This window comes from Krasilnikovia sp. MM14-A1259 (assembly GCF_047159535.1).
In the GTDB taxonomy this organism is placed as follows: Bacteria; Actinomycetota; Actinomycetes; order Mycobacteriales; family Micromonosporaceae; genus Actinoplanes.
This window is the reverse complement of the sequence record NZ_BAAGAJ010000002.1, coordinates 4,089,821-4,114,338: the sequence shown is the minus strand read 5'-3', so window position 1 is coordinate 4,114,338 and position 24,518 is coordinate 4,089,821. Positions and strand designations below refer to the sequence as shown.

23 protein-coding genes are annotated in these 24,518 nt (G+C 71.6%); 13 read left to right on the top strand and 10 right to left on the bottom strand.

The annotated features are described in order from the left end of the window. Positions 1-133: 133 nt before the first annotated feature. Complete coding sequence (locus ACMCNK_RS18475; RefSeq protein ID WP_412737649.1) at positions 134-985, top strand: hypothetical protein; 852 nt, start codon at positions 134-136, stop codon at positions 983-985. 11 nt (positions 986-996) lie between these two features. After that, positions 997-2,214 carry a non-hydrolyzing UDP-N-acetylglucosamine 2-epimerase gene (wecB, locus tag ACMCNK_RS18470; RefSeq protein ID WP_412737648.1) on the top strand — a complete coding sequence of 406 codons (1,218 nt, stop codon included), beginning with the start codon at positions 997-999 and terminating at the stop codon, positions 2,212-2,214. 19 nt (positions 2,215-2,233) lie between these two features. Here the strand turns inward: wecB and ACMCNK_RS18465 are convergent, their stop codons facing one another. Next, on the bottom strand, positions 2,234-3,262 hold the full coding sequence (locus ACMCNK_RS18465; protein ID WP_412737647.1) for a PKD domain-containing protein: 1,029 nt from the start codon (positions 3,260-3,262) through the stop codon (positions 2,234-2,236). Positions 3,263-3,358: 96 nt separating this feature from the next. After that, the gene (locus tag ACMCNK_RS18460) at positions 3,359-4,177 is read right to left on the bottom strand and encodes a peptidoglycan DD-metalloendopeptidase family protein (RefSeq protein WP_412737646.1); all 819 of its coding nucleotides are present in this window, start codon (positions 4,175-4,177) and stop codon (positions 3,359-3,361) included. A 253-nt stretch (positions 4,178-4,430) separates the two neighbouring features. Between ACMCNK_RS18460 and ACMCNK_RS18455 the strand changes: the two genes are divergently transcribed. Together ACMCNK_RS18455 and ACMCNK_RS18450 are read left to right on the top strand one after the other, a co-directional pair. Then, positions 4,431-5,183: a hydrolase gene (locus tag ACMCNK_RS18455; protein ID WP_412737645.1), complete on the top strand. Its 753-nt coding sequence runs from the start codon at positions 4,431-4,433 to the stop codon at positions 5,181-5,183. 76 nt (positions 5,184-5,259) lie between these two features. Then, complete coding sequence (locus ACMCNK_RS18450; RefSeq protein WP_412737644.1) at positions 5,260-6,072, top strand: SRPBCC family protein; 813 nt, start codon at positions 5,260-5,262, stop codon at positions 6,070-6,072. Between the two features lie 15 nt (positions 6,073-6,087). Here ACMCNK_RS18450 and ACMCNK_RS18445 read toward each other — a convergent pair whose 3' ends face one another. Continuing rightward, a complete protein-coding gene (locus ACMCNK_RS18445) occupies positions 6,088-7,905 on the bottom strand; it encodes an ATP-binding protein (RefSeq protein WP_412737643.1) in 1,818 nt (605 codons plus the stop codon). Positions 7,906-8,004: 99 nt separating this feature from the next. Then, on the bottom strand, positions 8,005-8,232 hold the full coding sequence (locus tag ACMCNK_RS18440) for a hypothetical protein (RefSeq protein WP_412737642.1): 228 nt from the start codon (positions 8,230-8,232) through the stop codon (positions 8,005-8,007). 324 nt (positions 8,233-8,556) lie between these two features. On the opposite strand from ACMCNK_RS18440, the gene ACMCNK_RS18435 reads away from it, so the two are divergent. The 3 genes from ACMCNK_RS18435 to ACMCNK_RS18425 all read left to right on the top strand — a co-directional run bounded on the left by ACMCNK_RS18435 (position 8,557) and on the right by ACMCNK_RS18425 (position 12,711). Then, positions 8,557-10,125 (top strand): S8 family serine peptidase, encoded by a 1,569-nt coding sequence (locus ACMCNK_RS18435; protein ID WP_412737641.1) that lies wholly within the window; start codon positions 8,557-8,559, stop codon positions 10,123-10,125. Between the two features lie 78 nt (positions 10,126-10,203). Then, positions 10,204-10,611, top strand: a complete 408-nt coding sequence (locus ACMCNK_RS18430) for a response regulator (protein WP_412737640.1) — start codon at positions 10,204-10,206, stop codon at positions 10,609-10,611. Between the two features lie 438 nt (positions 10,612-11,049). Then, a complete protein-coding gene (locus ACMCNK_RS18425) occupies positions 11,050-12,711 on the top strand; it encodes a DNRLRE domain-containing protein (RefSeq protein ID WP_412737639.1) in 1,662 nt (553 codons plus the stop codon). A gap of 30 nt (positions 12,712-12,741) precedes the next feature. On the opposite strand, the gene ACMCNK_RS18420 is transcribed toward ACMCNK_RS18425, so the two are convergent. Then, the gene (locus tag ACMCNK_RS18420) at positions 12,742-13,521 is read right to left on the bottom strand and encodes a class I SAM-dependent methyltransferase (protein ID WP_412737638.1); all 780 of its coding nucleotides are present in this window, start codon (positions 13,519-13,521) and stop codon (positions 12,742-12,744) included. Next, positions 13,521-14,279 carry an SDR family oxidoreductase gene (locus ACMCNK_RS18415; protein ID WP_412737637.1) on the bottom strand — a complete coding sequence of 253 codons (759 nt, stop codon included), beginning with the start codon at positions 14,277-14,279 and terminating at the stop codon, positions 13,521-13,523. Before ACMCNK_RS18415 ends, ACMCNK_RS18420 begins: the two co-directional genes overlap by 1 nt. Before the next feature lie 163 nt (positions 14,280-14,442). Here ACMCNK_RS18415 and mshA point away from each other — a divergent pair, with 163 nt between their 5' ends. Together mshA and ACMCNK_RS18405 are read left to right on the top strand one after the other, a co-directional pair. Continuing rightward, positions 14,443-15,756 carry a D-inositol-3-phosphate glycosyltransferase gene (gene mshA, locus ACMCNK_RS18410; protein WP_412737636.1) on the top strand — a complete coding sequence of 438 codons (1,314 nt, stop codon included), beginning with the start codon at positions 14,443-14,445 and terminating at the stop codon, positions 15,754-15,756. Beyond that, the gene (locus ACMCNK_RS18405) at positions 15,753-16,265 is read left to right on the top strand and encodes a YbjN domain-containing protein (protein ID WP_412737635.1); all 513 of its coding nucleotides are present in this window, start codon (positions 15,753-15,755) and stop codon (positions 16,263-16,265) included. Before mshA ends, ACMCNK_RS18405 begins: the two co-directional genes overlap by 4 nt. 578 nt (positions 16,266-16,843) lie before the next feature. Here the strand turns inward: ACMCNK_RS18405 and ACMCNK_RS18400 are convergent. Beyond that, complete coding sequence (locus ACMCNK_RS18400) at positions 16,844-18,169, bottom strand: MDR family MFS transporter (protein ID WP_412737634.1); 1,326 nt, start codon at positions 18,167-18,169, stop codon at positions 16,844-16,846. A gap of 151 nt (positions 18,170-18,320) precedes the next feature. On the opposite strand from ACMCNK_RS18400, the gene ACMCNK_RS18395 reads away from it, so the two are divergent. Next, entirely contained in the window at positions 18,321-19,070 is a 750-nt protein-coding gene (locus tag ACMCNK_RS18395) for a phosphoglyceromutase (RefSeq protein WP_412737633.1), read from the top strand. A 146-nt stretch (positions 19,071-19,216) separates the two neighbouring features. On the opposite strand, the gene phoU is transcribed toward ACMCNK_RS18395, so the two are convergent. Then, a complete protein-coding gene (phoU, locus tag ACMCNK_RS18390) occupies positions 19,217-19,879 on the bottom strand; it encodes a phosphate signaling complex protein PhoU (protein ID WP_412740902.1) in 663 nt (220 codons plus the stop codon). A 195-nt stretch (positions 19,880-20,074) separates the two neighbouring features. Between phoU and ACMCNK_RS18385 the strand changes: the two genes are divergently transcribed. Continuing rightward, the gene (locus tag ACMCNK_RS18385; protein ID WP_412737632.1) at positions 20,075-21,367 is read left to right on the top strand and encodes a sensor histidine kinase; all 1,293 of its coding nucleotides are present in this window, start codon (positions 20,075-20,077) and stop codon (positions 21,365-21,367) included. Positions 21,368-21,396: 29 nt separating this feature from the next. Next, positions 21,397-22,080, top strand: a complete 684-nt coding sequence (locus ACMCNK_RS18380; RefSeq protein ID WP_412737631.1) for a response regulator — start codon at positions 21,397-21,399, stop codon at positions 22,078-22,080. Here the strand turns inward: ACMCNK_RS18380 and ACMCNK_RS18375 are convergent, their stop codons facing one another. Beyond that, complete coding sequence (locus ACMCNK_RS18375; protein WP_412737630.1) at positions 22,081-22,911, bottom strand: hypothetical protein; 831 nt, start codon at positions 22,909-22,911, stop codon at positions 22,081-22,083. A 111-nt stretch (positions 22,912-23,022) separates the two neighbouring features. Between ACMCNK_RS18375 and ACMCNK_RS18370 the strand changes: the two genes are divergently transcribed. Beyond that, positions 23,023-23,838 carry a sugar phosphate isomerase/epimerase family protein gene (locus ACMCNK_RS18370; RefSeq protein ID WP_412737629.1) on the top strand — a complete coding sequence of 272 codons (816 nt, stop codon included), beginning with the start codon at positions 23,023-23,025 and terminating at the stop codon, positions 23,836-23,838. A gap of 19 nt (positions 23,839-23,857) precedes the next feature. On the opposite strand, the gene ACMCNK_RS18365 is transcribed toward ACMCNK_RS18370, so the two are convergent. Further along, entirely contained in the window at positions 23,858-24,400 is a 543-nt protein-coding gene (locus ACMCNK_RS18365; protein ID WP_412737628.1) for a CGNR zinc finger domain-containing protein, read from the bottom strand. Positions 24,401-24,518: the final 118 nt, after the last annotated feature.

The window sequence follows — 24,518 nt, the reverse complement described above, 5'->3', positions numbered from 1 at the left end:
GGGCCTTGCGTTCCCCCCACTCCTTCTCGCGCGCCGGCCGCCTTGTCGCCCTCAAGTCAATCAAGGGCAGAGCCGATAGGTCAGAAGGCAGGGTGAGAGCCCGAAATTCGACTCGACTGGGGGGATACGCCTTATGGGCCAGATGCGCCGGATTGCAATCGGAAGCCCGGTTCAGCAGAAGCCGGCTATCCTCCGGCAATTCCTCAACGGTCTCTACCAGCAGGAGCTCGACGGCATCGAGGCCGAGTACGTCTTCGTCGACGACAATCACGATGAAGCGTCGTCCGCGCTGCTGCGCCAGTTCGCCGACGCGGTTCCCGGCGTGGTGTTGGTGCCCATCCCGCCCGCCGAACCGTATCAGTGCGATGACACGACGCATCGCTGGAAAGAGAGCCTGGTCTGGCGGGTGGCGGAGATCAAGGACGCGATCATCGAGCATGCCCTGGAGAAGGGGCACGAAGGGCTGTTCCTCGTCGACTCGGACATCGTGCTCCAGCCACCGACTGTGCGGCACCTCGCAGAGTTGGGCTGCGACATCGTCTCGGAGGTCTTCTGGACGAAATGGCAGCCGGACGCGCCCGAGTACCCGCAGGTCTGGTCCCTCGACCAGTACGACCTCATCCCGAGGAAACGGGGCGAGCAGCTGTCCAAAGAGGAGGGAGTCCGGCGGCTCAACCTCGTGCTGAGCCAGCTCCGTACCCCTGGGCTGTACGAGGTCGGCGGCCTTGGGGCGTGCACGATGATCAGCCGGCGCGCCCTGGAAATGGGGGCTCGGTTCAAGGAGATCCCCAACATCTCCCTCTGGGGTGAGGACCGGCACTTCTGCGTTCGGGCCGCCGCGTTGGGCATCGTCCTGAATGCCGACACGGAATTCCCGCCTTTGCACATCTACCGCGATGGGGATCTCGAGAGGGTCCCGGCCTTCGCGGAGTCCTGCGGGCTGTCGCTCGACGCGTTCGACAAGCCCGCCCTCGTGGCGCCGTGATGGCGCAAGCCATGCCGCCGCGCGTCATGCTGGTCTTCGGGACGCGACCCGAGGCCGTCAAGATCGCCCCGGTGGCGAAGGCTCTCGCCGCCGCTGACGTCCCCCACGACGTCGTCTCCACGGGGCAGCACGGGCCGATGCTCCAGCCGATCCTCGACGACCTCGGGCTGACGGTGGACGCCGATCTGGGACTCCACCGGCCCGGCCAGACCCTCACCGACGTCACCACCGGGGTTCTGAACAGCCTGCGGTATCTCCTTCAGGACCGGCGGCCGGACGCGGTGATGGTCCAGGGCGATACGACCAGCGCCCTGGCGGCGGCCCTGGCAGCCTTCTACGAGTGTGTGCCCGTGGTGCATCTGGAGGCCGGGCTGCGCAGCGGCGACCTGCGCCACCCCTGGCCGGAGGAGGGCAACCGCCGGCTGCTCGCCCCGCTGGCCGATCTGCACCTCGCCCCGACTCCCGCGGCCCGGGACAACCTGCTCGCCGAAGGCGTGCCGGCCGAGCAGGTGCTGGTCACGGGTAACACCGTCGTGGATGCCCTGCACCACGTCGTCCGGTCGGGCAACGGGTTCGCCGAACCCCGGCTGCGCTTCCTCGACAGCGATCCGGACCGCCGCATGGTGCTCGTCACCGCGCACCGCCGCGAGTCGTGGGGCGAGGGCATCCGCGGCATCGGGGAGGCGATCCTGACCATCGCTCGGCGGCATCCTGACATCGACGTGGTGATGCCAGTCCACCCGAATCCGGCGGTGCGGGCCGCGCTTCCCGCCGACCTCGAAGATCGGGACAACGTCCACCTGTTGCCCCCGGTGGGTTACGCCGACCTCGCGCGGCTGCTGGCGCGCTGCCACTTCGTCGTGACCGACTCCGGTGGCTTGCAGGAGGAGGCGCCGTCACTGGGTCGGCCGCTGCTGGTCACCCGCGAGGTGACTGAGCGGATGGAGGCTGTCCACGCCGGCTGCGCCCGCCTCGTGGGCACCCGGCGCGAGGCGATCGTTGACGAGGCCCAGCGTCTCCTGACCGACGCCGAGGCGTACGCGGCCATGGCGTCGACCGGCAACCCCTTCGGTGACGGCAGGGCGGCCGAGCGCGTCGTCGCCGCGCTGCTGCACCGGTATGCCGACGGCGACCACCCGGAGGAGTTCCGACCTCCGGCAACGACTCGGCTCCACACGGTTAGCGTGTTGCCCGGCCCCGTCGCACCGCCGCGGGCGCTGGCCAGCTGAGCGGACCGGCCGGCCGCGCCTAACGGCTGATCTTCTGGTCCAGGGTCTTCGTGGCCGAGCGGTTGCCCGCCCGGTCGATCGCCGCGTACGCGAACCGGACCGTACCCTTGGTCAGGCTCTTGATCTTGGTGCTCCACGCGCCGGAGCCGGAGGGAACGACGGTCAGCACCTTGGCCTTTTTCGCCGCGACCGACGAGGAGGACGCCTTCTTCCACGCCGAGCCCGTGTAGTAGTACCAGGCGCTGCCGCGCTTCTCCACCGCGGTCAGCGTCACGTTGCGCACCCCGGCGCCCGCGTCGGACGACTTGCCCCGCACGGTCGACCAGGACGTGGCCTTGGTCGGGTTCGCCGGCCTGGTCAGCGACACCACGGGCTTCGTGCTGTCCGTCTTCGCCGTCACCGTGCCCACCGTGCGGGCCGCGGCGGTGCCGTTGGCGTTGGCCGGTGCCGCCGTGACGGTGAACGTCCCCGCCTTGGCGTAGGCGTGCGCCACCGTCTTCAGGTTGATGTCGGCCTTCGCGGTGCTGGTCGTGCCGTCGCCCCACGAGATCCGGACGGTGTCCGTGTCGTCGGACTCGTGGTGTTCCAGCGACACCGGCTGGCCGACGAACGCCGCGGTCTGCCTGAGCTTGAAATGCGCCACGTACGTGTTCACCGAGACGACGCTGGGCGCCTGCATCGAGTAGACGCGCGCGTCCGTGCCGTCCGACACCGTCACCGTCGGGCTGTACGTGCCCGCCTCCGGATAGACGTGCGCGATCCGGGTCGTGGTGCCGGGAACGCTGCTCGGCGCCGAGCCGTCACCCCAGTCGACGACCTGGGTGATGACGGCGTTCGGCGTCAGGTCGTCGACCAGCGAATCTTGCACGACCGTGATCGACTGCCCGGGCCAGATGTCGGTGGCCGACAGGTGGTACTCGCCCTGCGGCGCGCCCGGCTCCACCGTGGCGCCCAGGGCCGTCTGGGCCAGGACGATCCCGCCACCGCCGAGGACCGCCGCACCCAGCGTGACGGTCACCAGCGCGGTCACGCGGCGATTCTTGGCCATGCGAACTCCCCGACGCTCATCGCCGCGGGCCTGCCCGCGGACTTCGAGATCGGCAGGATATGGAGTGGCAGGGGATTCGATCAAGGCCGAAGTAACTTACGACACCCGAGAACCGGGCAGCTCCAGGCCGTGGGAGCGCAGGAACGGGATCGGGTCGATCGCGTTGGCTCGGCCGGCCGGCGGCCCGCCGGTGTGTACCTCGAAGTGCAGATGCGGACCGGACGACGACCCCGACGTGCCGACGAACCCGATGACCTGACCCGCGGCCACGTCATCACCGACCGTCACCGACGGGCGTCGCACCATGTGGCAGTAGCGCGTGATGACCCCGCCCCGGTGCTCGATCTCCGCGTACCAGCCGCAGCCGCCCAGGGAGCGGCTGCCGTCGACGTCGCAGCTGCCCGCCGAGACGTTGCACCGCACCCTGATCACGGTGCCGGCCGCCGCCGCCCGGATCGGGGTCTCCCGGGCCGCGCCCAGATCCACCCCGTCGTGACGCGGACGGCTCTGGGTGCGGAACCCGCTGACCAGTCCGGCCTCGACCGGCAGGGTCCAGGCACCCGCCGCGGAGACGCGCTTGTCGCGGCACGCCGGGAGGGTGGGGTCGGCGCGCGTGACGTACGCGTCCGAGACGTAGGTGTCGTCGGTCAGCCGGTCCCACAGCCCGGTGGTCCGTACCGTGCCGTCGATGTGCTCGCCGACGGCCTGGCAGACAATCGAGAGGGAGGCGCCGGGTTTGATCCCACCGGTCCGGTCCGCCGCGGTGTTGGGCCCCGTGCGTGTGTTGAGTGAGCCGCCTGCCGTGCTCACCCGGCCGGCCGTGGGAGCGGCGAGGGCGGCCGAGGCCGGCATCAGAACGCCGGCGACCACGCCGGCGGCAGCGAGTCCGGCCCGGGCGGTAGGTCGGCCCTTCATTGACACGGTTTCCCTTCCGGCGCGAGCCGCGGGGGTGATCTGGGCGCACGGAGAAGCGCTCCCATGGACGAGGCTTCCGAGCGGCGGGTGCCGTACCGGTGCGGCCGGAGTGCAGAACAGTTGCGCCCGGGTCTGCTGCGCGGCATGGGGCGCACCCGGAATGCACCTGCCGCGGACCCCGGCCCACAACGCCGCGGACCGAGTCTCAGGTTCGAGGCGGAAGCACCCGCCGAGCAGAGGTTCGGGAGCACAGGTGAGCGTGGAGCGGGAATCAGTCATCGTGGGTGGCGGTGCCGTCGGGGCCGCGCGCCCGGTCGACCTGCTCGTCGACGCGCACGTGCACACCGGCTTCGCGGCCGGGCGGGACGCGATCGGGGTGGTCGTTTCGGCCGCCGACCGGGCCGGTCTGACCGCGCTCACGTTCGCTGACCAGGCCGGGCCGGACACCACCTGGCTGCAGGCGTACGCGGACGCGGTGCGCCGGGCCAGCCGCCGTACGGAAATGACGCTGCGGGCAGCGATCGAGGTGGAGATCGTGCAGCCCGACGGGTGGCTCGCGTTCCCCAACGATCTCGGTCAGCTGGAGGCGGTCTCGGTCGCGATGTCCCGGCTGCCGCTGCCCGACGGCCCCGTGGGCCCGGGCGAGATCCGCGCGCTGCTGACCGCGGGTGCCCTCACCCCCGAGCAGGTGGCCGAGCAGGCCGTGACCGCCATCGTCAACGCGATCGAGCGGGCCTCCCGGTACGCGCCCACCCAGCTCGCCCGCCCGCTCAGCCTGCTGGCCCAGGTGGGCCTGGACGATTGCGTGATCACCGCCGAGCTGGTGGACGCCCTGGCCTCGGCGTGCCGTTCGACCGGCACCGCGGTGGAGATCAGCGAGGCGTGGCGCAGCCCGTCCCCGCGCATCGTGGCGATGCTGCGCGACGCCGGGGTGACCCTGCTCGCCGCGAGCGACGCCCGGTACGCGGTCGAGGTCGGCCGCTGGCAGTACCTGCGTCGGATCTGACGAGAAACCAGACGCGAACAGTTCACTTCTACGTACTCTCTGTCATGCCAGCACTTCAGCATGGGGGAGAGACGCGATGAGTATGGTTCAGCAGGCCATCGAGATCGGCGCGCCGCTGCACATGGTGTACGAGCAGCTCGCCACGTTCGAGAACTACCCGCGCTTCATGGCCGGCGTGCATCGGGTCACCACGACCGGCAACGACCAGACTCACTGGGTCATGGACGTCGACGGCCACCGCCGCGAGTTCGACGCCCAGATCACGGAGTGCTCGCTGGACGAGCGGGTCTCCTGGTCGACGATGGAAGGGCCGCTGCTCGCGGAGACTCTCACCGTCCGGCCGCTGGGGGAGATGCGTACGCAGGTGGTCGCGCAGATGGAGGCGGACATCGCGTACCTCATGCCGAGCGACCGGCACGGGCAGGAGACGCTGAACCGCCGCCTCAAAATGGATCTCGAGGAGTTCAAGTACCTCATCGAGTCCGGCGAGCTGGCCGGGGCGGCCATGTTCGGCGGGGCGAGCACCAAGCGGCTTTCGGGGGACCGCCCGGACCTGGCCTCGCCCGCCTCGGTCGCCGCGCGGATCAATGCGAACCGGGCCGGCACCGGCCGCGGCGACATCTCCGGCCGGCGTTCCGACACCCCGGACGAGGTCGTCGACATCACGTCCGCGCCGGGCATCCACAGCCCCACCGACCTCGAGGACGTGCTCGCTCCCGGACGCCGCATTGCCGGCAACCGCCCGGTGCGCGGCGGCGCGGCGGGAACCTGGCCGGCGACCGGCGGCGGGGGCACCGCCCCGATGGGTGGCCAGCGGATGTCCGCCCAGGACGCCTGGGGCGACGGAATGATCAACGAGGGGGACCGGGGCGGCGCCCTGGACTACTGAGAGCTGCGGGCGCGGTCAGCCGCGTACCGCCGCGATCTCGAGGGTGAGGATCATCCGGGCGCCACGCGGCTCGGCCCGCTCGTAGCGGACCGAGCCGCCGTTCGCCTCTACGAGATGGCGCACGATGAACAGCCCGAGCCCCGCCCCGCGCGCGAACCGGTCGAACAGCCGGGGCAGCTTCTCGTCCGGGATGCCGGGGCCCCGGTCCTGGACCACCAGCTCTACACCGTCGGCCAGCCGTCGCGCCCGCGCCTGCACGGGCGGCTCCCCGTACGCGACCGCGTTGGTGAGCAGGTGCTTCACGACCACGTCCAGGTGACCGCGGTCGGCGAGCGCCGCCACCTCGTCGTCGATGTCGATCTCCGCATCCGGGGCGCACCCGGCGGCGACCGACTCGACCAGCTCGCGCAGCGGCACCGGGGTCCGCCGGGCGGTCACCGTGCCGGTGTCGAGCCGGAACAGCAACTGCAGGTCGTTCATCATTTTGATGAGCCGCCGCGTGTTCTTGTCGATCTTCGTGGCCAGCTCCAGCCGGATGTCTTCCGGCAGGTCGGCCCAGTCCGCCGCGAGCAGCTCGGCCAGGCTGGCGATCGAGCTGATCGGCTGCGCCACGTCGTGGGTCAGCATCGACGTCAGATCGTTCTTGAACGCCAGCGCCCGTTCCAGCCGGGTGTTGTTCTCGCGCAGCCCGACGTTGCTGCGCTCCAGCTCACCGGCGCGCTCGGTCAAGGCCTGCTCGGCCCGCTTGCGGTCGGCGATGTCGACGTACGTGGCCACGTACCCGCGCGGCCGGCCCGCGGCGTCCGGGATCGGCGCCATCGTGGCTAGCACCGGGACGTCGGCGCCGTCCGGGCGGCGGACCCGCCATTCGCCGGTCCACTCCCCGCCGGGGGAGGGGGGCAGGCCGTCGGGGCGGCGGCCCAGCTCGTCCTCGGGGGGCCGGCCGCTGAGCTCGTGCCAGCGCCGGTTCACGTCGAGCACCCGGTAGTTGGCGTCCAGGACCATGACGGCTTCGTTGATCGACTGCAGCAGGGTGTCCGCGTACTCGCCGCGTTCGCGCAGCTGGGCCACGAGGTCGCGCTGGCGGCGGTCCGCGTCGTCCAGCGACCGGACCAGGCGGCCGGCCAGAGCCAGCAGGAACAGCGCGGTGAGGATGGCCCCGGTGCTGATCGCGGCGACCGGGCGGCTGACGCCGCTGCGTGCCGCCAGCGCGCTCACCACGGCCGCGACGACCGGCACGGCGACCAGCAGGGGCAGCGCGTGCCGCACGGTGGTGCCCGGTCCGGCCTGCGCCGTGGTGCGCAGCGGACCGGCTTCGGGGCGGGCGAGGATCGCGCCCGCGGCGAGCGCGAGCAGGGCCCAGGCGGCGTACGCGGACATCACGCCCTCCGGAGCCCGGCCGGGCGGGAAGGCGGGCGCGAACAGCCGGGGCACCAGCGCGACCAGGGCGATCACAACCACGGCACCCAGCAGCGGGTCGGCCGCCCGGAACGTGGCCTGCGCGCCGCGGCGCAGCCGGATCCGTACGTCGAGGCAGAGCAGCGCGAGCCCGGCGAGGAGCGTGGCGGCCCCGGCCGCCGCGTGCCGGGTGAGGCCGGCCGCGCCGATCACCGCGGTGAGGCCCGCGAGTACGCGGGCCGTTCCCCGTACGGCGGGGCCGGCGCCGGGCAGCACGTGGAGCAGCAGCGCGAGGCCCGCGGTGACCAGCGCCGCCACGAGGGCCGTGACCGGGTCCCGCAGCGGCGGGTGGTCCGTGACGAGCAGCACGATCAGGGCGGATGTGGCGACCGTGGCCCCGGCGCACCCGGCGATCAACCGGGATAGCCGGCCCACGCGCTGTGCCGCTATCCGCACCCGATAAACCCCTCTATTACGGGCCTATCCGCCCGGAAGTGAGGGATCGATCATAACGCCACGGATCTGGTCAAGAGCTCACGCGGTGGGAACGCCGCCCACCCAGCCGAAGCCCTCCTCGAGCTCCACGCGGGCAGCCACCCGGGCGATGTCCGCGGCGTGCTTGTTCGAGTGGTGCCCGCAGAACGCCAGCGAGCCGCCACCGGCGACGGTGACCTCCAGCTTCGCGGCGGCGCTGCAGCGGTCGCAGCGCTCCGACAGCGACGCGACGGTGCGGATCTCGGGCGACAGGGCGGTGGCGGTCATCCTGGTGCTCCTTGCTCGATGACGGTCCGGCTGGCTGACACCTGCACGTTCGGCCGGCCGTCGGGGCGGCTTAGGGATGCCTTCGCTGACCCTGCCGGGCCGAGTTGAGGGATGCCTTCGCTCGGGCCGGGTTTTGGGGATGCCTTCGCTGACCGCGGGCCGGTTCGGGGGATGCCTTCGTTGACGCAGCGGGGACGGTCGCAACTGGGGCGCACCCGTACGGATCCTCCCGGCCTCCCGGCGCCCGGCAGGCTGATGCGCACCTTGCCCTCGCCATGCCTCGGCCGGCTGCCCGGTGCCGGAGGCGGAAACGGAGCAGCCTGCATGATCCGCGTCGTACTGGTTGGTGGACTCGCCACGGCCATCCTGGCCGCCACCGCAGGCCCGGCCCTCGCCGACACCCCCACCAGCACGCCGCCGACCGGCACGGTGCTCGACGCCGATCCGGGCGAGGCGATCAGCAACAGCTACATCGTCGTGCTGAAGCCGGACTCGGCCGCCGCCGACCAGGTCACCTCCGCTTCCCTGGACCTGGCCCGCCGGTACGGCGGCCAGGTCCAGGACAACTACCTCGCGGCCGTACGCGGCTTCCACATCCGGATGAACGCGACCCAGGCCGCCCGGATGGCCGCCGACCCCTCGGTCCAGTACGTCGAACAGGACGCCAAGGTCGAACTCGCCGACACGCGTACCGACCCCACCTGGGGACTCGACCGCATCGACCAGCGGGCGCTGCCGCTGTCCCACTCGTACACCGCCGGGTCCGCGTCGAACGTCACCGCGTACGTGCTGGACACCGGAATCCGCACCAGCCACGAACAGTTCGGCGGACGGGCCCGCTACGGCTGGGACTTCGTCGACGACGACCCCGTCGCGGACGACTGCAACGGCCACGGCACCCACGTCGCGGGCACGATCGGCGGCGCCACCTACGGCGTGGCCGACGACGTGCAGCTCGTCGGCGTACGGGTGCTCGGCTGCGACGGCTCAGGGTCGTACGCGTCGATCATCGCGGGCGTCGACTGGGTCACCGCGCACGCGGTGAAGCCCGCGGTCGCCAACATGAGCATCGGCGGCCCCGCCAGCGTCGCCCTGAACGACGCCCTCGCCAACTCGATCGCCTCCGGGGTCACGTACGCGGTGGCCGCGGGCAACAGCGACGACGACGCCTGCCAGTACTCGCCCGCCTCCGCGCAGGCTGCGATCACGGTCGGCGCCACCGACACCGACGATTCCCGCGCCTGGTTCTCCGACTACGGCTCCTGCGTCGACCTGTTCGCCCCCGGGGTGGGGATCACCTCAGCCTGGTACGACTCCGACACGGCCACAGCCGACCTGAGCGGGACCTCGATGGCCTCGCCGCACGTGGCGGGCGCGGCCGCGCTCACCCTCGCGGCCCACCCCGGATGGACGCCGGCCCAGGTACGCGACGCGCTGGTCGGCGCGAGCACTGCGACCGTCACCGACCGCGGAACCGGCTCACCGAACCGTCTGCTCTACACCGGGCCGTTCACCCCGGCGCCCCCGGTGAAAACCGCGACCGTGGTGTGCCGTCCGTTCACGAACGCGAGCCGGTCGATCATCCCGGCCCGCCGGACCGTCACCCGTACGCGCGTGGTCTCCGGCTGTTCCGGCGTGGCGTCACGCACCTCGACGGTGACCGTGCGCCTGCGCGGCTCCTACCGCGGCCGTCTCGGCGCGGTGCTGGTCACGCCGGTCGGCCGGACCAGGATCCTGCCTGCCGCGAGTTCCGCCCGGCGCGGCGGCGAGACCGTCGTCACGTACCGGGTCAACCTGAGCGGGTTCCGGCGTAACGGCAGGTGGACGCTGCGGATCACCAACCCGCGCGGTCCCCGTACGGGGTACCTTGACTCGTGGACCCTGGCGCTCTGACCTGGAGCTGAGCACGCTGAGGCGGGCGTCCAGGCGGCACCGCCGGACTCGGGTCCACGGCGACTCAGGGGAGGCCCCATGACGGAGGCTCCGGCACCGGCGCGACCCACCGTTCTCGTCGTCGACGACGAAGAGGACCTGCGCGACATCATGCGCCGCATGCTGGAGCGCCGCGGCTTCCACGCCCTGATCGCCGGAAACTCCGAGGAGGCCTTGGAGATCTGCCGGAGCCCGGGGGCCGCCATCGACGTGCTGGTCACGGATCTCGGCCTTCCCGGCGTGTCCGGGGGGGAACTGGCAAACGCCGCGGCCGCGCTGCGGCCCTCCATGGCGATCGTGTACGTCTCGGGCCTGCTCAAGGAGATCGCGATCGACCAGGGCCTGATCCCGGACGACGCGGTGCTGATCAAGAAGCCGTTCACCTCGGACGTGCTGATCGACACGCTGCACTCGGTCCTGGGCAGCGAGACGCCGCCCACCGCCTGACCCGTGCCGGCGCCCGCGGTCCGTACCTGAACCGCGCCGGACCGCCGCGCCCGTGCCCATCCCCGGCCCCGCACCGCTTCCGCTTCCGCTTCCGTGCAGCGCACGCGGAAGCGGACGGTGAGCCACGTCCTATCCGCTCATACCCCGCCCGTCGGGCACCGATCTAGGCGCCGGAGGTTCGTCCCACCGCTTCCGGCACCCGCCCCTTGGGCCGCCGGACCATCTCGGCCGAACGGATGAAGAGCCCGATACCGGCCGCATTCAACGATGTCCGTTTGGTGCACCTGGGCTGCACCTGTTCGGAGCCCGGCCCCGCACCCGCTTCTCCCGACCGTGGATGGCACAAGCGATCCGACGAATCAGGGGGAACGGATGGACGCGAGGCGGGTAGTCATTTCCACCGCCGTTGCCGGTGCCATGGTGGCTGGAGGGCTCACCGTGGCCGGAACCGCCGAAGCCGCGGCTACGACGACCACGGGCACCGTGGCCAAGTCGGCCACCGACGACGCATACACCTCCAGCACGCGCCGCAGCACCAACTTCGGCAGCGCGGACAAGCTCGTGGTGGGCAAGGCGGACGGCGAGACGCGTCTGTCCTATGTGAAGTTCGCGACCGGTGCGCTGCCGACCGGCGCGGTCGTCAAGGGCGCGCAGCTGCGTCTGCCGCTGAACGGCAAGCCCATCGCGGCGACGTTCAGCGTGCAGCCGGTATCCACCGCGTGGACCGAGTCGAAGATCACCGCCGCGAATGCGCCGGCGGCCTCGTCGACCGCCGCGTCGGTGAAGCCCGCGACCACGGACACCGTGCTGAAGGTCGACGTCTCCAAGTGGGTCACCAAGGCCGGCACGTACGCGTTCGTGCTCAAGTCCGCGTCGACCACGGACGTGACCCGCCTGTACTCCACCGAGTACGGCAACGACACGACGGGCGGCCCGCAGCTGGAGGTCACCTGGAGCCGGACGGAGCCCACCAAGCCCCCGACGACCCCGCCCACCAAGCCGCCGACGACGCCACCCACCAAGCCGCCGACGACGCCGCCCACGACGCCGCCCACGACGCCACCCACCAAGCCGCCGACGACGCCGCCCACGACGCCGCCGACGACGGCCCCGCCCACCACGACGCCGCCGACCACGCCGCCGACCGCGGCTCCGGGGTGTGTCACCGATGCGTTGCTGGTGCCCTCGTGTGGGGTGTTGTGGGGTGCGGCCGCGGGTGGGTTCACCAGCGCGCCGCGGGACCAGGCGTTGAAGGACTGGGAAGCCAAGACCGGCCGCACCGCGGCGATCTTCCACACCTACCACAAGGGTGACGAGCAGTTCCCGACCAAGTCGGAGATCGCGATGACCCAGGACCCGGCACACCCGCGGGTGCTGCTGCTGAACTGGAAGGTCGCGTACGGCACCACCTGGGCCAAGGTCGCCGCCGGGCAGCAGGACACCCGCATCGACAACTGGGCCAAGTACGTCAAGGCCAACTACGGCACCCAGAAGTTCTACCTGGCCCTGCACCACGAGCCGGAGAACGACGTCAACCCGACCGCCGGGTCCGGGATGACCGCGAAGGACTACGCGAACATGTACCGCCACGTCATCACGCGGCTCAAGGCTGACGGCGTGACCAACGCGGTCAACGTGGTGGCGTACATGGGTAACGAGAAGTGGATGGCCCAGTCCTGGTGGAAGGACCTGTACCCCGGCGACGACGTCGTCGACTGGATCGGCCTGGACTCCTACGTGTCCGTGGAGAAGGGCTACTACCACTACGGCGACTTCGGTGACATCCTCGACCGCCAGCCCACCGGTGGCGGCCAGGGCTGGTACGACTGGGCCGTGGCCAACCACCCGTCCAAGCCGGTCATGCTGGCCGAGTGGGGCATGTACCACCGCGTCGCATACCCCACGGACAAGACGGCCGCGTTCAACACCGTGCTGCCCGAACTGGCCACCCACCCGCAGGTCAAGGCGATCGTCTACTTCGACACCGCCTCCGACAACGAAGGCGACCGCAACATCGCGGTCGACTCCACCCCGGCCAGCCTGACCGCGTTCAAGCAGGTAGCCGCCAACAAGATCTTCGACGTGAAGATCACCCAGTAACGCGCATCGCAACCCAGCCCGGGCCGGTCCTCAGTGGAGGACCGGCCCGGCTGTCGTCTGCGGCCACGGCACACTCAGCTCACCGAGCCGCCACCGGGCCGGGCCGTCCAGCACCGCCGTACCCTCGTCGCGCAGCCGGGCCACGGTGGCGAGCCAGCGCTGCCGCGCCCCGAACGGCGTGGCCGACGCGTCCCACGCCCGGCCGATCGACCGCACCAGGTCGTGGATCGGCTCGCCCGGCACGTTGCGATGGATCAGCGCCTTGGGCAGCCGTTCCGCGAACGTCGCCGGGTGATCCAGGGCGGAGAGCCGGGCCGAGAAGGTCAGCGAGCGCGGACCGGAGGAGTCCACGCACGCCCAGGTGGCGATCCGGCCCAGTTCGTCACAGGTGCCCTCGATGAGGAACGCGCCCGCCCCGGTCATCGCCCGCCACGCGCCGGCGACCTCGTCCTCGGCGTACTGGCGCAGCACGTTGAACGCCCGCACCACCACCGGGCGCAGTCCGGCCAGCTCGAACCCGCCCCGCCGGAACTCCAGCCCCGGCGGGTCCGCGGCCGGTTGCGCCTCGGCCACGCGTACCGGATCGATCTCCAGCCCGACGACCCGGACGTCCGGACGGACCGTGGCCGCGAGCCGGGCCCGCAGTTCGACCGCGGTGACCGGCGTCGCGCCGTAACCCAGGTCCACGACCAGCGGATCGGTGGCGTCCGCGAGCAGCGCCCCGCACCGGTACGCCAGGAACGCGTCGACGCGGCGCAGCCGGTTGGGATTCGTGGTCCCCCGGGTGACCGCCCCGACCGGCTTGGTCATCAGCGGTCCCGGACCACCTTGTGCTGCGCGGCCTGCGCGATCGGACGGACGACCAGGCGGTCGACGTTCACGTGGTGCGGGCGGGTCGCCACCCAGGTCACGCAGTCCGCAATGTCGTCGGCGACCAGTGGCTCCCTGACTCCGGCGTACACCGCGTCGGCCTTGGCCTGGTCACCGAACCGGTTCAGGGCGAACTCCTCGGTGTGCACCATCCCCGGGTCGATCTCGATCACCCGGACGGGCCGTCCGGCCAGTTCCAGCCGCAGCGTGCCGACCAGCGCGGTCTGCGCGTGCTTGGCCGCGGCGTACCCGGCTCCGCCCTCGTACACCGTGAAGGCCGCGGTCGAGCCGATCGTCACGACCGTGCCGGCACCGCTCGCCTCCAGCGCGGGCAGCAGCGCGTGGGTGACCCGCAGGGTGCCGAGCACGTTGACGTCGTACATCCACTGCCAGTCGGCGACCCGGCCCGCCTCGACCGGGTCCAGGCCGCGAGCCCCGCCCGCGTTGTTGACCAGCAGCGTGACCGGCGCGCCCAGCTCGCCCACCGCGGCGGCCAGCGCGGCAACGCTGTCGTCGGCCGTGACGTCGCACGTGATCGCGGTGGCGTCCGCGCCGATCTCGGCGACCAGGGCGTCCAGCCGGTCCGCGCGCCGCGCCGCGGCCACCACGTGGAAGCCCTCGGTGGCCAGCCGGCGGGCGGTGGCCGCCCCGATGCCGCTGGATGCGCCGGTCACCACGGCGATGTTCTTCTGCACCATGGGTCGATCCTGCCGCACGTCCCGGCACGGGTCCGTGCGGGCCGGGTAAGAGAGCTGGGTCACCTCACGCGCCCTGGGCATAGGCGGAGCGAAGGTCGATGGGGAAGATGAACGACGGCGTAACACCTTTGCGCGTCACTTTTCCGCTCTGAAGGGATTCGACGTGGCTGAGCTGCCGGCTGCAGGCTGCTGGCCGACCCCCTCACGCATCGCGACCCTGTCGGTGCACACGTCGCCCCTCGAGCAGCCCGGCACGGGCGACGCGGGCGGCATGAACGTGTACATCGTCGAGGTCTCCAAGCGGCTCGCCGAGCGCGGCGTCGAGGTCGAGATCTTCACCCGTGCCACGTCGAGCGAGCTGCCGCCGGTGGTCGAGATGGCGCCGGGCGTGAACGTACGGCACGTCACGGCGGGCCCGTTCCAGGGCCTGTCGAAGGAGGAGCTGCCTTCGCAGCTGTGCGCGTTCACCCATGGGGTGCTACGCGCCGAGGCCGCCCGCCCGCCCGGCCACTACGCCCTGATCCACTCGCACTACTGGATGTCCGGGCAGGTGGGCTGGCTCGCCGGGGAGCGCTGGGGGGTCCCGCACGTACACACCGCGCACACCCTCGCCAAGGTCAAGAACAGGTTCATCGCCGAGGGCGACCGTCCCGAGCCCAAGGCTCGGGTGATCGGCGAGGAGCAGGTCATCGGCGAGGCGCAGCGGCTGGTGGCCAACACCCGGTTCGAGGCGCAGGACCTGGTGGGCCACTACGGTGCGGAGCCGACGCGGGTCTCCGTCGTGCAGCCCGGGGTGGATCTCGACCGGTTCCGGCCACGCTCCACGCGGACGGCCGACCGCCGGCGGCTGGGACTGCCCGAACGCGGCCACGTCATCGCGTTCGTGGGTCGCATCCAGCCGCTCAAGGGTCCGGACGTCATCGTCGCGGCGCTGGCCGAGCTGCGCCGTCGAGACCCCGACCTGGCCCGCGACGTCACGGTCGTCATCTGCGGCGGCCCCAGCGGCACCGGCCTCGACCGTCCGACGTCCCTCATTGACCAGGCCGCCTCCCTCGGCGTCGGCGACGCGGTCCGTTTCCTGCCGCCGCAGACCGGCGACTCGCTGGCGGCGCTGTACCGGGCGGCCGATCTGGTGGCCGTGCCCTCGTACAACGAGTCGTTCGGGCTGGTGGCGCTCGAAGCGCAGGCCTGCGGCACCCCCGTGGTCGCCGCGGCCGTCGGCGGCCTGGTCACTGCGGTGCGCGAAGGGATGAGCGGCACCCTCGTGGACGGGCACGATCCGCAGGACTGGGCCCGGGTGCTGGCCGCGCTGCTGCGCGCGCCGGCCAGGCTCACGCACCTGTCCGCGGGCGCGGTCCGGCATGCGGCCAACTTCTCCTGGGACCGTACGGCCGACGGCCTGTTGCGGGTCTACCGTGAGGCCGTGACCGAGCACCGTGCGCTCATCGCCACCCGCCTCACCGGCTGCCTGGCATGACCGCGGGTGCTTACGGCGAGCTCATCGAGCGGGTCTGCGCTGAACGGGAGCTGCCGTGCGATCCCACGGGCGATCGCGGGTACGCGGTGACCCTGCCCGGCACGCACAAGCTGAAGACGGTGTGCAACCTCATCGTCGGTGAGCATGCGTTGCGCGTCGAGGCGTTCGTGATGCGCCGCCCCGACGAGAACCACGAGCAGTTGTGGGCGTGGCTGCTGCGCCGCAACGCCCGCATGTACGGCGTCGCGTTCTCCATCGACGCCGTCGGCGACGTCTACCTGACCGGCCGGGTGCGCCTGACCGGCCTGGACGAGGACGAGCTGGACCGGCTGCTCGGCGCGGTCGTCACGTACGCGGACGAGTCGTTCGACACGATGCTGGAGATCGGGTTCGGCTCGGCCATCCGGCGCGAGTGGCAGTGGCGCGTCAAGCGCGGGGAGTCGCTGGCGAACCTCCAGGCGTTCGCCCATTTCGCTGCCCCATCGGGCGAAGCTGACCCCGTCGGGTGACATCGGTCGGCTGGTGACCCCGTTCCGCTGAAGTTCGACGACTGTTCGCGCGTCGTGTCTGACCCGATCCGGGCCTCGGACCGTACGATTGTCCGGTGCCCGCTGGCTCGGAAGGATCACGGATGGACGGCCTGGTGGATGGCAAATCAGGCGGTTCTTCCGTGATGTTTGATGCATCTGCGGTCTGCTGTGACGGTTCAGACAGATGGCAGACAGCCAACTGGCTTGTGGCCGGTGACCGGCCGAACTAGCGTGGTCAATGGATGTCGAGTCGTCAGTTCGGGGAACGGGTTTCACCGGCAACGGTGGCCGCGGCTCGACGTCGGGGACGGGTGGCATTAGCCGTTGGGGGACGGCGCGACCCGAGACCGGCGGCATGTGCGGGCGACGCCTATGGGGATGGGGGTCGTCCGCCGCCGCCGGCGCCAAACATCGGCGCCGCCCGGCACTGGGCGGCGCCGCTTTTGTATACCCAGGCTGACGCTCGCGGGGCCAAACGCCTGCGTCGGGCCCTCTCGGTCTGATGACGTGGATGGATCGCCCCGGCGTCCGCTGCCTGTCCGTGTCCGGCGACCTTCTCAGGCGGCGTTTCGGACCTCTGCGCGCGCCACGGCGGAACGCGTGCGGGGCACGATCGCGGCTGAGGCGCGTGTCGTGGCGGCGCGCAGCGCGGCGGCCCGGCGTTCCCGGGCGGGGCCGGAGGCCAACTGCCCGGCGGCCGCCACGAGCCCGACCCCGGCACACGCCAGCCACAGCGCGGTGTTGCCGAGGTGTTCCTGCACGTACCCGCCGACGATCGGCGCCAGGGCGGTCGCTGCGGACCACGACAGCGAGCTGACGCCCTGGTAGCGGCCGCGCAGTTCGGCCGGGGACAGCTCAGCGACCAGCGCCGAGTTGGACGGTGACTGGATCATCTCGCCGAGGGTCCAGATCGCCACTGTGCCCGCGAAGAGCCAGGCCGTGTCGGCGAGCGCGCACAGGCCGAAGCCCGCGCCGATGAGCACGGCCGCGACTGCCAGGATCCGGGACCGCGCGCGGCCCGCGAGCAGGCGGGGCACGAACAGTTGTCCCGCGACGATCATGATGCCGTTGACCGCGACCACCCAGCCGTACGTGGTGGTGCTCAGGCCCTGGGTGGTCATCGTGATCGGCAGGGTCGACATGTGCTGCATGAGCACCAGCACGATGAGCAGGTTGAGGCCGAGGTAACCGAGGAATACCCGGTCGCGGAAGACCACGCCGAGCCCGGCGGGACGGCCGGGCGAGGCGCCGGAGGCGGGCCCACCGGCGGCCGGGTGGGTCAGGCGTCGGCCGTCCGCGCGTTCCGGGCGGCTCTCGGCCAGGAACAGCAGCGTGGTGACGGCGGTGACCGCGGTGGTTCCGGCGTCCACGACGAACAGCAGCAGGTAGTCGGCGTGTGCCGCGAAACCGGCGAGGATCGCGGCGAACGAGTAGCCGAGATTGATGGCCCAGTAGTTGAACGCGAAGGCGCGCAGCCGGTCCTGCGGGCGGACCACGTCGATCATCATGGCCTGGAACGCCGGGCGGGCCGCCTCGGCGAATACGCCGAGCAGGAACGCACCGATCGCGAGCTGCCAGAAGCCCCGGCCGAATCCGAGCGCCAGCATCAGTGCGGCCGCGCCGAACTGGGCGGTGAGCAAAGTGGGCCGGCGGCCCCAGCGGTCCGCGAGGACGCCGCCGGAGACCGTGCCGAGGGCGCCGCCCGCGCCGTACGCGCCGAGGACGAGACCGGCCTGCGTCTGGCTGAAATGCAGCGGCCCGGTCAGGTAGATGGCGAGGTAGACGATGGCGAAGGCGCCCAGTTTGTTGATCAGCGTCCCGGTCCAGAGAAACCAGAACGGCCGCGGCAAACCACCCGCGGCCTGCCGCAGCCAGCCCGGCACACCCCACCCCCGTACACCCGTAAGCACCGATACGCCATCGTTGCCTTACAACCTATCGGCTGGGCCTGATCTTGCGCAGCGGAGTTTCCACGTGGTGGTCGCCACTGCGGGTCCGCGTACGGTCGCAACCGAGCTGCGGCAGGATGACCTCATGACTGTGGGGACCCTGGTGCTGCTGCGGCACGGCGAAAGCGAATGGAACGCCAAGAACCTCTTCACCGGCTGGGTCGACGTCGACCTGAACGTCAAGGGTGAGACCGAGGCGCGCCGCGGTGGTGAACTGCTCAAGGAGCACGGGCTACTGCCCGACGTGGTGCACACCAGCGTGCTGCGCCGCGCGATCCGGACCAGCGAGATCGCGCTGCACGCCGCCGACCGGCACTGGATTCCGGTGCGCCGCTCGTGGCGGCTCAACGAGCGCCACTACGGCGCGCTGCAGGGCAAGAACAAGAAGGAGACCCTGGAGGCGTACGGCGAGGAGCAGTTCATGCTCTGGCGCCGCTCGTACGACGTGCCGCCGCCCGCGATCGCGGACGACGACGAGTGGTCGCAGGTCGCCGACCCGCGTTACGCGGTGCTGCCGGACGAGCTGAAGCCGCGTACGGAATGCCTCAAGGACGTGCTGGAGCGCGCCCTGCCGTACTGGTACGACCAGATCGTGCCGGATCTGCGCACCGGGCGCACGGTCCTGGTGGCCGCGCACGGCAACTCGCTGCGGGCGCTGGTCAAGCACCTCGACGGGATCTCCGACGAGGCCATCGCGAAGCTGAACATCCCGACCGGCATCCCGCTGCGCTACGACCTCGATGCGGAGCTCAAGCCGGTCAAGGCGGGCGGCGAGTACCTCGACCCGGAGGCGGCCAAGGAAGCCGCCGCGGCGGTCGCCAACCAGGGGCGCTGATCGGCGCACCGGACCGGGGCGCCCCTCCGACGCCCCGGCCCGGTGCGGGCGCCGCAACTGCGGACGCCCGTGACCGGCGCAGCTCGGGACCAGCGGCGCCGGACCAGCGTGGTCTCAGCCGGGCCTTTTGTGGGGACCGGGGACGCTCAGTCGCCGATCGGCTCGCCCGTGGCGAGCTCGCCGGTGACCAGGTAGACGACGTGCTCGCCGATGTTCACCGCGTGGTCGGCGTACCGCTCGTAGAACCGGCCGAGCAGGGCGCCGTCGATGGCGGTCTCGGCGCCGTACGGCCAGTCCTCGGCCAGCAGCACCGCGAACAGGTCCCGCTCCAGGTCGTCGATCGCGTCGTCGTCCTTCTCCAGTCCCGCCGCGATCGCGGCGTCCGGCTCGGCGAGCAGGCCGGTGATCTTCTCGGCCATGCGGCCGGCGACGTCGGCCATCTGCCAGAACACCGGACGCAGCTCGGCGGGCACGGCGGGGGACGGGTGGCGACGGCGCGCGGTCTTGGCGACGTGCTCCGCGAGGTCTCCCATCCGCTCCAGGTCGGCGGAGATGTGCAGGGCGGTGATGACCGTACGCAGGTCGGACGCGACCGGCGCCTGCCGGGCGATGGTGTCGGACACCTTCGCCTCGATCTGGCGGTAGAGGTCGTCCACCTCCTGGTCACGGCCGATGACCGCCTCGGCGGCCTCGCGGTCGGCGGCCAGCAGGGCGGTGGTCGCCTTGCTGAGGGCGGCACGGACCGCCTCCGACATGGTGACCAGCAGCCGATTGACCTCCAAGAGATCGGCGTGAAACTCTGCGCGCATCTTCTCGTCCCGGATCTCGGGGCCGTCGCTGTCGACGGGCGGCGGCCTTGGTGAGCTCACGCTAGGTGGGTGGGGCGGCGGTTACGTGAACAGCGGTGAACGAAGCCGGGCCGGGCGATGAACATTAACCGACGGCCGCCGGATTTGTCCGAATTATCGGGTGGCCCAGGTAAACAATGACCCTACGATCGCTGCGTGGACTGGGTGTACCGCGTCGGCCTCCTTCTCGCTGCCCTCGCCGTCGGCGTGGCGGCGGGACTGCTGCTCGCCCGCAGCCGCCGGTCCGCCCGGGCGACCGCCGGGACAGGCGGCGCGGACGAGCCCCGAGGAGGACGTGCCGTCGACATGGACGAAGGGCAGACGCAGGCAAAGCAGGGCTTCAAGGGGCTGGGCCGGCGCAGCCTGGACTCGTTGCGGGTCGGCGTCGTGGTGCTCGACGCGAATGACGAGCCCGTACTGGTCAACCCGGCGGCCCGGGCCATGGGCCTGCTGCGCTCCGGCGGCGCCCCCGGAACGATCGCCGCCCACCCCATCCTGCGTACGCTGGCCAGTCAGGTCCGGCGCACCGGAGTGCGCCGCGAGGTCGAGCTCGACCTGCCGCGAGGTCGCGCGGGCGGCGCGTCGGCGCCGCTCGGCCTGCACCTGCGCGCCGTGGCCCTGAACGCCACCCATGTGGCGGTCGAGGCCGCGGACGTGACCGAGTCGCACCGGCTCGCCCGGGTCCGGCGCGACTTCGTGGCCAACGTCAGCCATGAGCTCAAGACCCCGATCGGGGCGCTGCAGTTGCTCGCCGAGGCGCTGCTGGACGCCACCGAACTACCCGAACCGGCGCCCGAGGCGCAGAGCGAGGACCTGCTCGCTGCCCGGCGCTTCGCGGAACGTATCCACCACGAGTCCGCCCGGATGGGCCGGCTCGTCAACGAGCTGCTCGAACTCACCCGGCTGCAGGGTGCCGAGCCGCTGCCCACCCCGGAGCCGGTGGCCCTGGACTGGGTGATCGCCGAGGTGATCGACCGGACCCGAACCACGGCGTCGGCCAAGGGCATCGACGTCGAGTACACCGGGCCCAAGGGCGCCACGGTGTACGGCAGCGACAGCCAGATCGCCACCGCGGTGACCAACCTGGTCGAGAACGCCATCGCGTACTCGGGGGAGGACACCAAGGTGTCGCTGGCGGTGCGGCCGAGCGACGACTGGATCGAGATCGACGTCGCCGACGAGGGGATCGGCATCGCCCCGCACGATCTGGACCGGGTTTTCGAACGGTTCTACCGTGCCGACCAGGCCCGCTCCCGGGCCACCGGTGGCACCGGCCTCGGCCTGGCCATCGTCAAGCACATCGCCACCAACCACGGTGGCCGCGTCGGCGTCTCCAGCACTCTCGGAGGCGGCTCGACGTTCACCTTGCGCCTACCTGCGCGACCCCCGGAAGCCCCCCAGCCGCTACCCGCGGCGATTGAGATCGAGTCCGGTGCGACGGGCCACTGACCCCGCCACCGACGACGGAAGGAACCGCTTTGGCCCGCGTGCTCGTGGTCGAGGACGAGGAGTCGTTCTCCGACGCCCTGTCGTACATGCTGCGCAAGGAAGGCTTCGAGGTGTCGGTCGCACCGACCGGGACCTCGGCGCTGACGCAGTTCGACCGGACCGGGGCCGACATCGTGCTGCTCGACCTGATGCTGCCCGAGATGTCCGGCACCGAGGTGTGCCGGCAACTGCGGCAGCGCTCCGCCGTACCGATCATCATGGTCACCGCGCGGGACAGTGAGATCGACAAGGTGGTCGGCCTGGAGATCGGGGCCGACGACTACGTCACCAAGCCGTACTCGCCGCGTGAGCTCGTCGCCCGGATCCGGGCCGTGCTGCGCCGCCACGGCAGCGACGCCGCCGAGGTCACCGCGCCGACGCTGGCGGCCGGTCCGGTGCGGATGGACGTCGAACGCCACGTGGTCACGGTCGCCGGCTCCTCGGTGCAGTTGCCGCTGAAGGAGTTCGAGCTGCTGGAGCTGCTGTTGCGCAACGCCGGCCGGGTGCTGACCCGCGGCCAGCTCATCGACCGGGTGTGGGGCGCCGACTACGTGGGCGACACCAAGACCCTGGACGTGCACGTGAAGCGGCTGCGGTCCAAGGTGGAGCCCGAGCCCAGCGCGCCGCGGTACATCGTCACCGTGCGCGGCCTGGGCTACAAGTTCGAGCCCTGATCAGCCGCGCTTGCGCGGGTTCGCGGCGGCTGTGGTCGCCGGGTGCACCGCCACCAGGCCGGTCTTGAGGCGGGCTTCGCACAGCTCGGCCAGTTTCGCGTACGCCTCGTCGCCGACCAGCGCCGCCAGCTCGGCCGCGTAGCTGCGGAACATCGGCTCCGTCCCGACATGCGCGTCCGGCGACGAGGTGCACCACCAGTCGAGATCGTGGCCGCCCGGCCCCCAGCCGCGCCGGTCGAACTCGGTCAGGGTGCTCTGCAGCACCTTGGTGCCGTCGGGCCGCTTGATCCAGTCCTGCTCGCGGCGGACCGGCAGCTGCCAGCACACATCGGGTTTGTAGGTCAGCGGGTGCTCGCCGTCGCGCAGCGCCTGGGCGTGCAACGCGCATCCGCCGCCGCCGGGGAAGTCCGGGTCGTTGAGGAAGACGCACGGTCCGTCGTCGGGCTGCGTGGCGGTCCGGCGGGCCGGTTTCGTCCCGTCGACCGTGTCCATCTCGGTGTAGTTCTTGAAGCCGCGCCGGTAGTGCTGCCAGGTCTCCGGGGTGAGCTTGGCGGCCGCGGTCTTGACCCGGTGCTCGTCGTCGGCGTCGGTGAAGAACGCGCCGTGCGAGCAGCAGCCCTCCTGCTCGCGGCCGGCGATGATGCCGTGGCAGGCGGAGCCGAAGACGCACGTCCAGCGCGACAACAGCCAGGTCAGGTCGGCGCGGACGACGTGCTGCTCGTCGGCGGGGTCGACGAACTCGATCCACTCGCGAGGGAAGTCGAGGTCGACTTCGCGGTCGCGGGCGGCATCCGAGTCCAGCGTGATGCGAACGGGGGTCTTTCGGCTCACCCACGTCAGCGTACGCGGGGGTGAATCCGCGTGCGGGATGTGGCCCTGTTTGACAGGATATGTCCTGATCTTGCTCGGAGGGGCCGCGCGCCGCGGGTCTACCCTGGTCCCGTGGCCTTCCGCGTCCCCGTGCTCCTGTCCAGCTCCTCGGTGTTCCCCGAACCCACCGCGGCCGCCTTCGAGATGGCGGCGACCGTCGGATACGACGGTCTCGAGGTCATGGTCTGGACCGACGCCGTCAGCCAGGACGCCGGCGCCCTGCAGGGCCTGGCCGATCACTACGGCGTCCCGGTGCTGTCGGTCCACGCGCCCTGCCTGCTGGTCACCCAGCGGGTGTGGAGCCCCGACCCGTGGGAGCGGCTGAGCCGGGCCGCCCAGCTCGCCGAGACCCTCGGTGCCCCGACCGTCGTGGTGCACCCGCCGTTCACGTGGCAGCGCGACTATGCCCGCAACTTCGTCGCGGGCCTGGCGAAGGTCCAGGCCCGGCACCCGGACACGACCTTCGCGATCGAGAACATGTACCCCGTGCGGATGGCCGGGCGGACCTTCGTGCCGTACGTGCCGGGCTGGGACCCGACCGAGACCGGGTACGACGCGTACACGCTCGACCTGTCGCACTGCGCGGCCGCCCGCGGCGACGCGATGGAGATGGCCGACCGGATGGGCGGGAACCTCAAACACGTGCACCTGGGCGACGGCACCGGCGAGGGGCGCGACGAGCACCTCGTACCCGGACGTGGCGCCCAGCCGTGCGCGGAGCTGCTGCGGTCCCTGGGGCCGCGCGGCTTCCGTGGCTCGGTGGCCCTGGAGGTCTCCACCCGCAAGGTGACCAGCCGCGCCGTCCGGGAGGCGGACCTGCGCGAATCTCTGGAATTCGCCCGCCGGCACCTGGCCGCCGCCGACTCCCCGGCCCCGCTGCCGAGCTGACCCCGGCCGGGGCGGGTCGTCAGGCCGGGGACAGTGTGGTGGTGGCGGCGCGCTTGCGCGCGCGATGGGCGGCCACGTGCGAGCGGGTGGCGCAGCGCTCCGAGCAGAAGCGGCGGCAGTTGTTCGACGACGTGTCGAGGTAGACGTTGCCGCAGCGCTCGTCGGCGCAGATGCCGAAGCGGGCGCTGCCGTACTCGCACAGCCACACCGACAAGCCCCACACCGCGCCGGCCAGGAACTCTGCGCTGACCGAGGCGCCGCGGCTGGTGACGTGCATGTGCCAGTCGTGTGCGTCGTGCCCGGAGATGCGCGGCTGCACCGGGAACGCCTCCAGCAGCGCGTTCAGCTCCGTGACCGCATCGGCGTCGCGGCCGGAGGTGCCGTACTCGAAGACGTCGCGCAGGCGGCGCTGCGCGCGCCGGAAGACCGGCAGGTCCTTCTCCACGACCTCGTCGCGCATCCACTCCTGGTCGTCCGCGAACAGGGCGCGCAGCCCGTCGAAGTCGTCCAGGCCCGCGTTGACGAGATCCACGGCGGTGCGCGCGTACGCGTCGAAGTTCACCCGCCAACCGTAGCCAATGGGCGCCCACTGCCGCCGCGTCCGAATGGGCACCACCGGGCGTGCCCACGGCGGGGACCGTTGGCCGCAGGCTCCGCCGAGGTGGGCGATACGCTCGGCC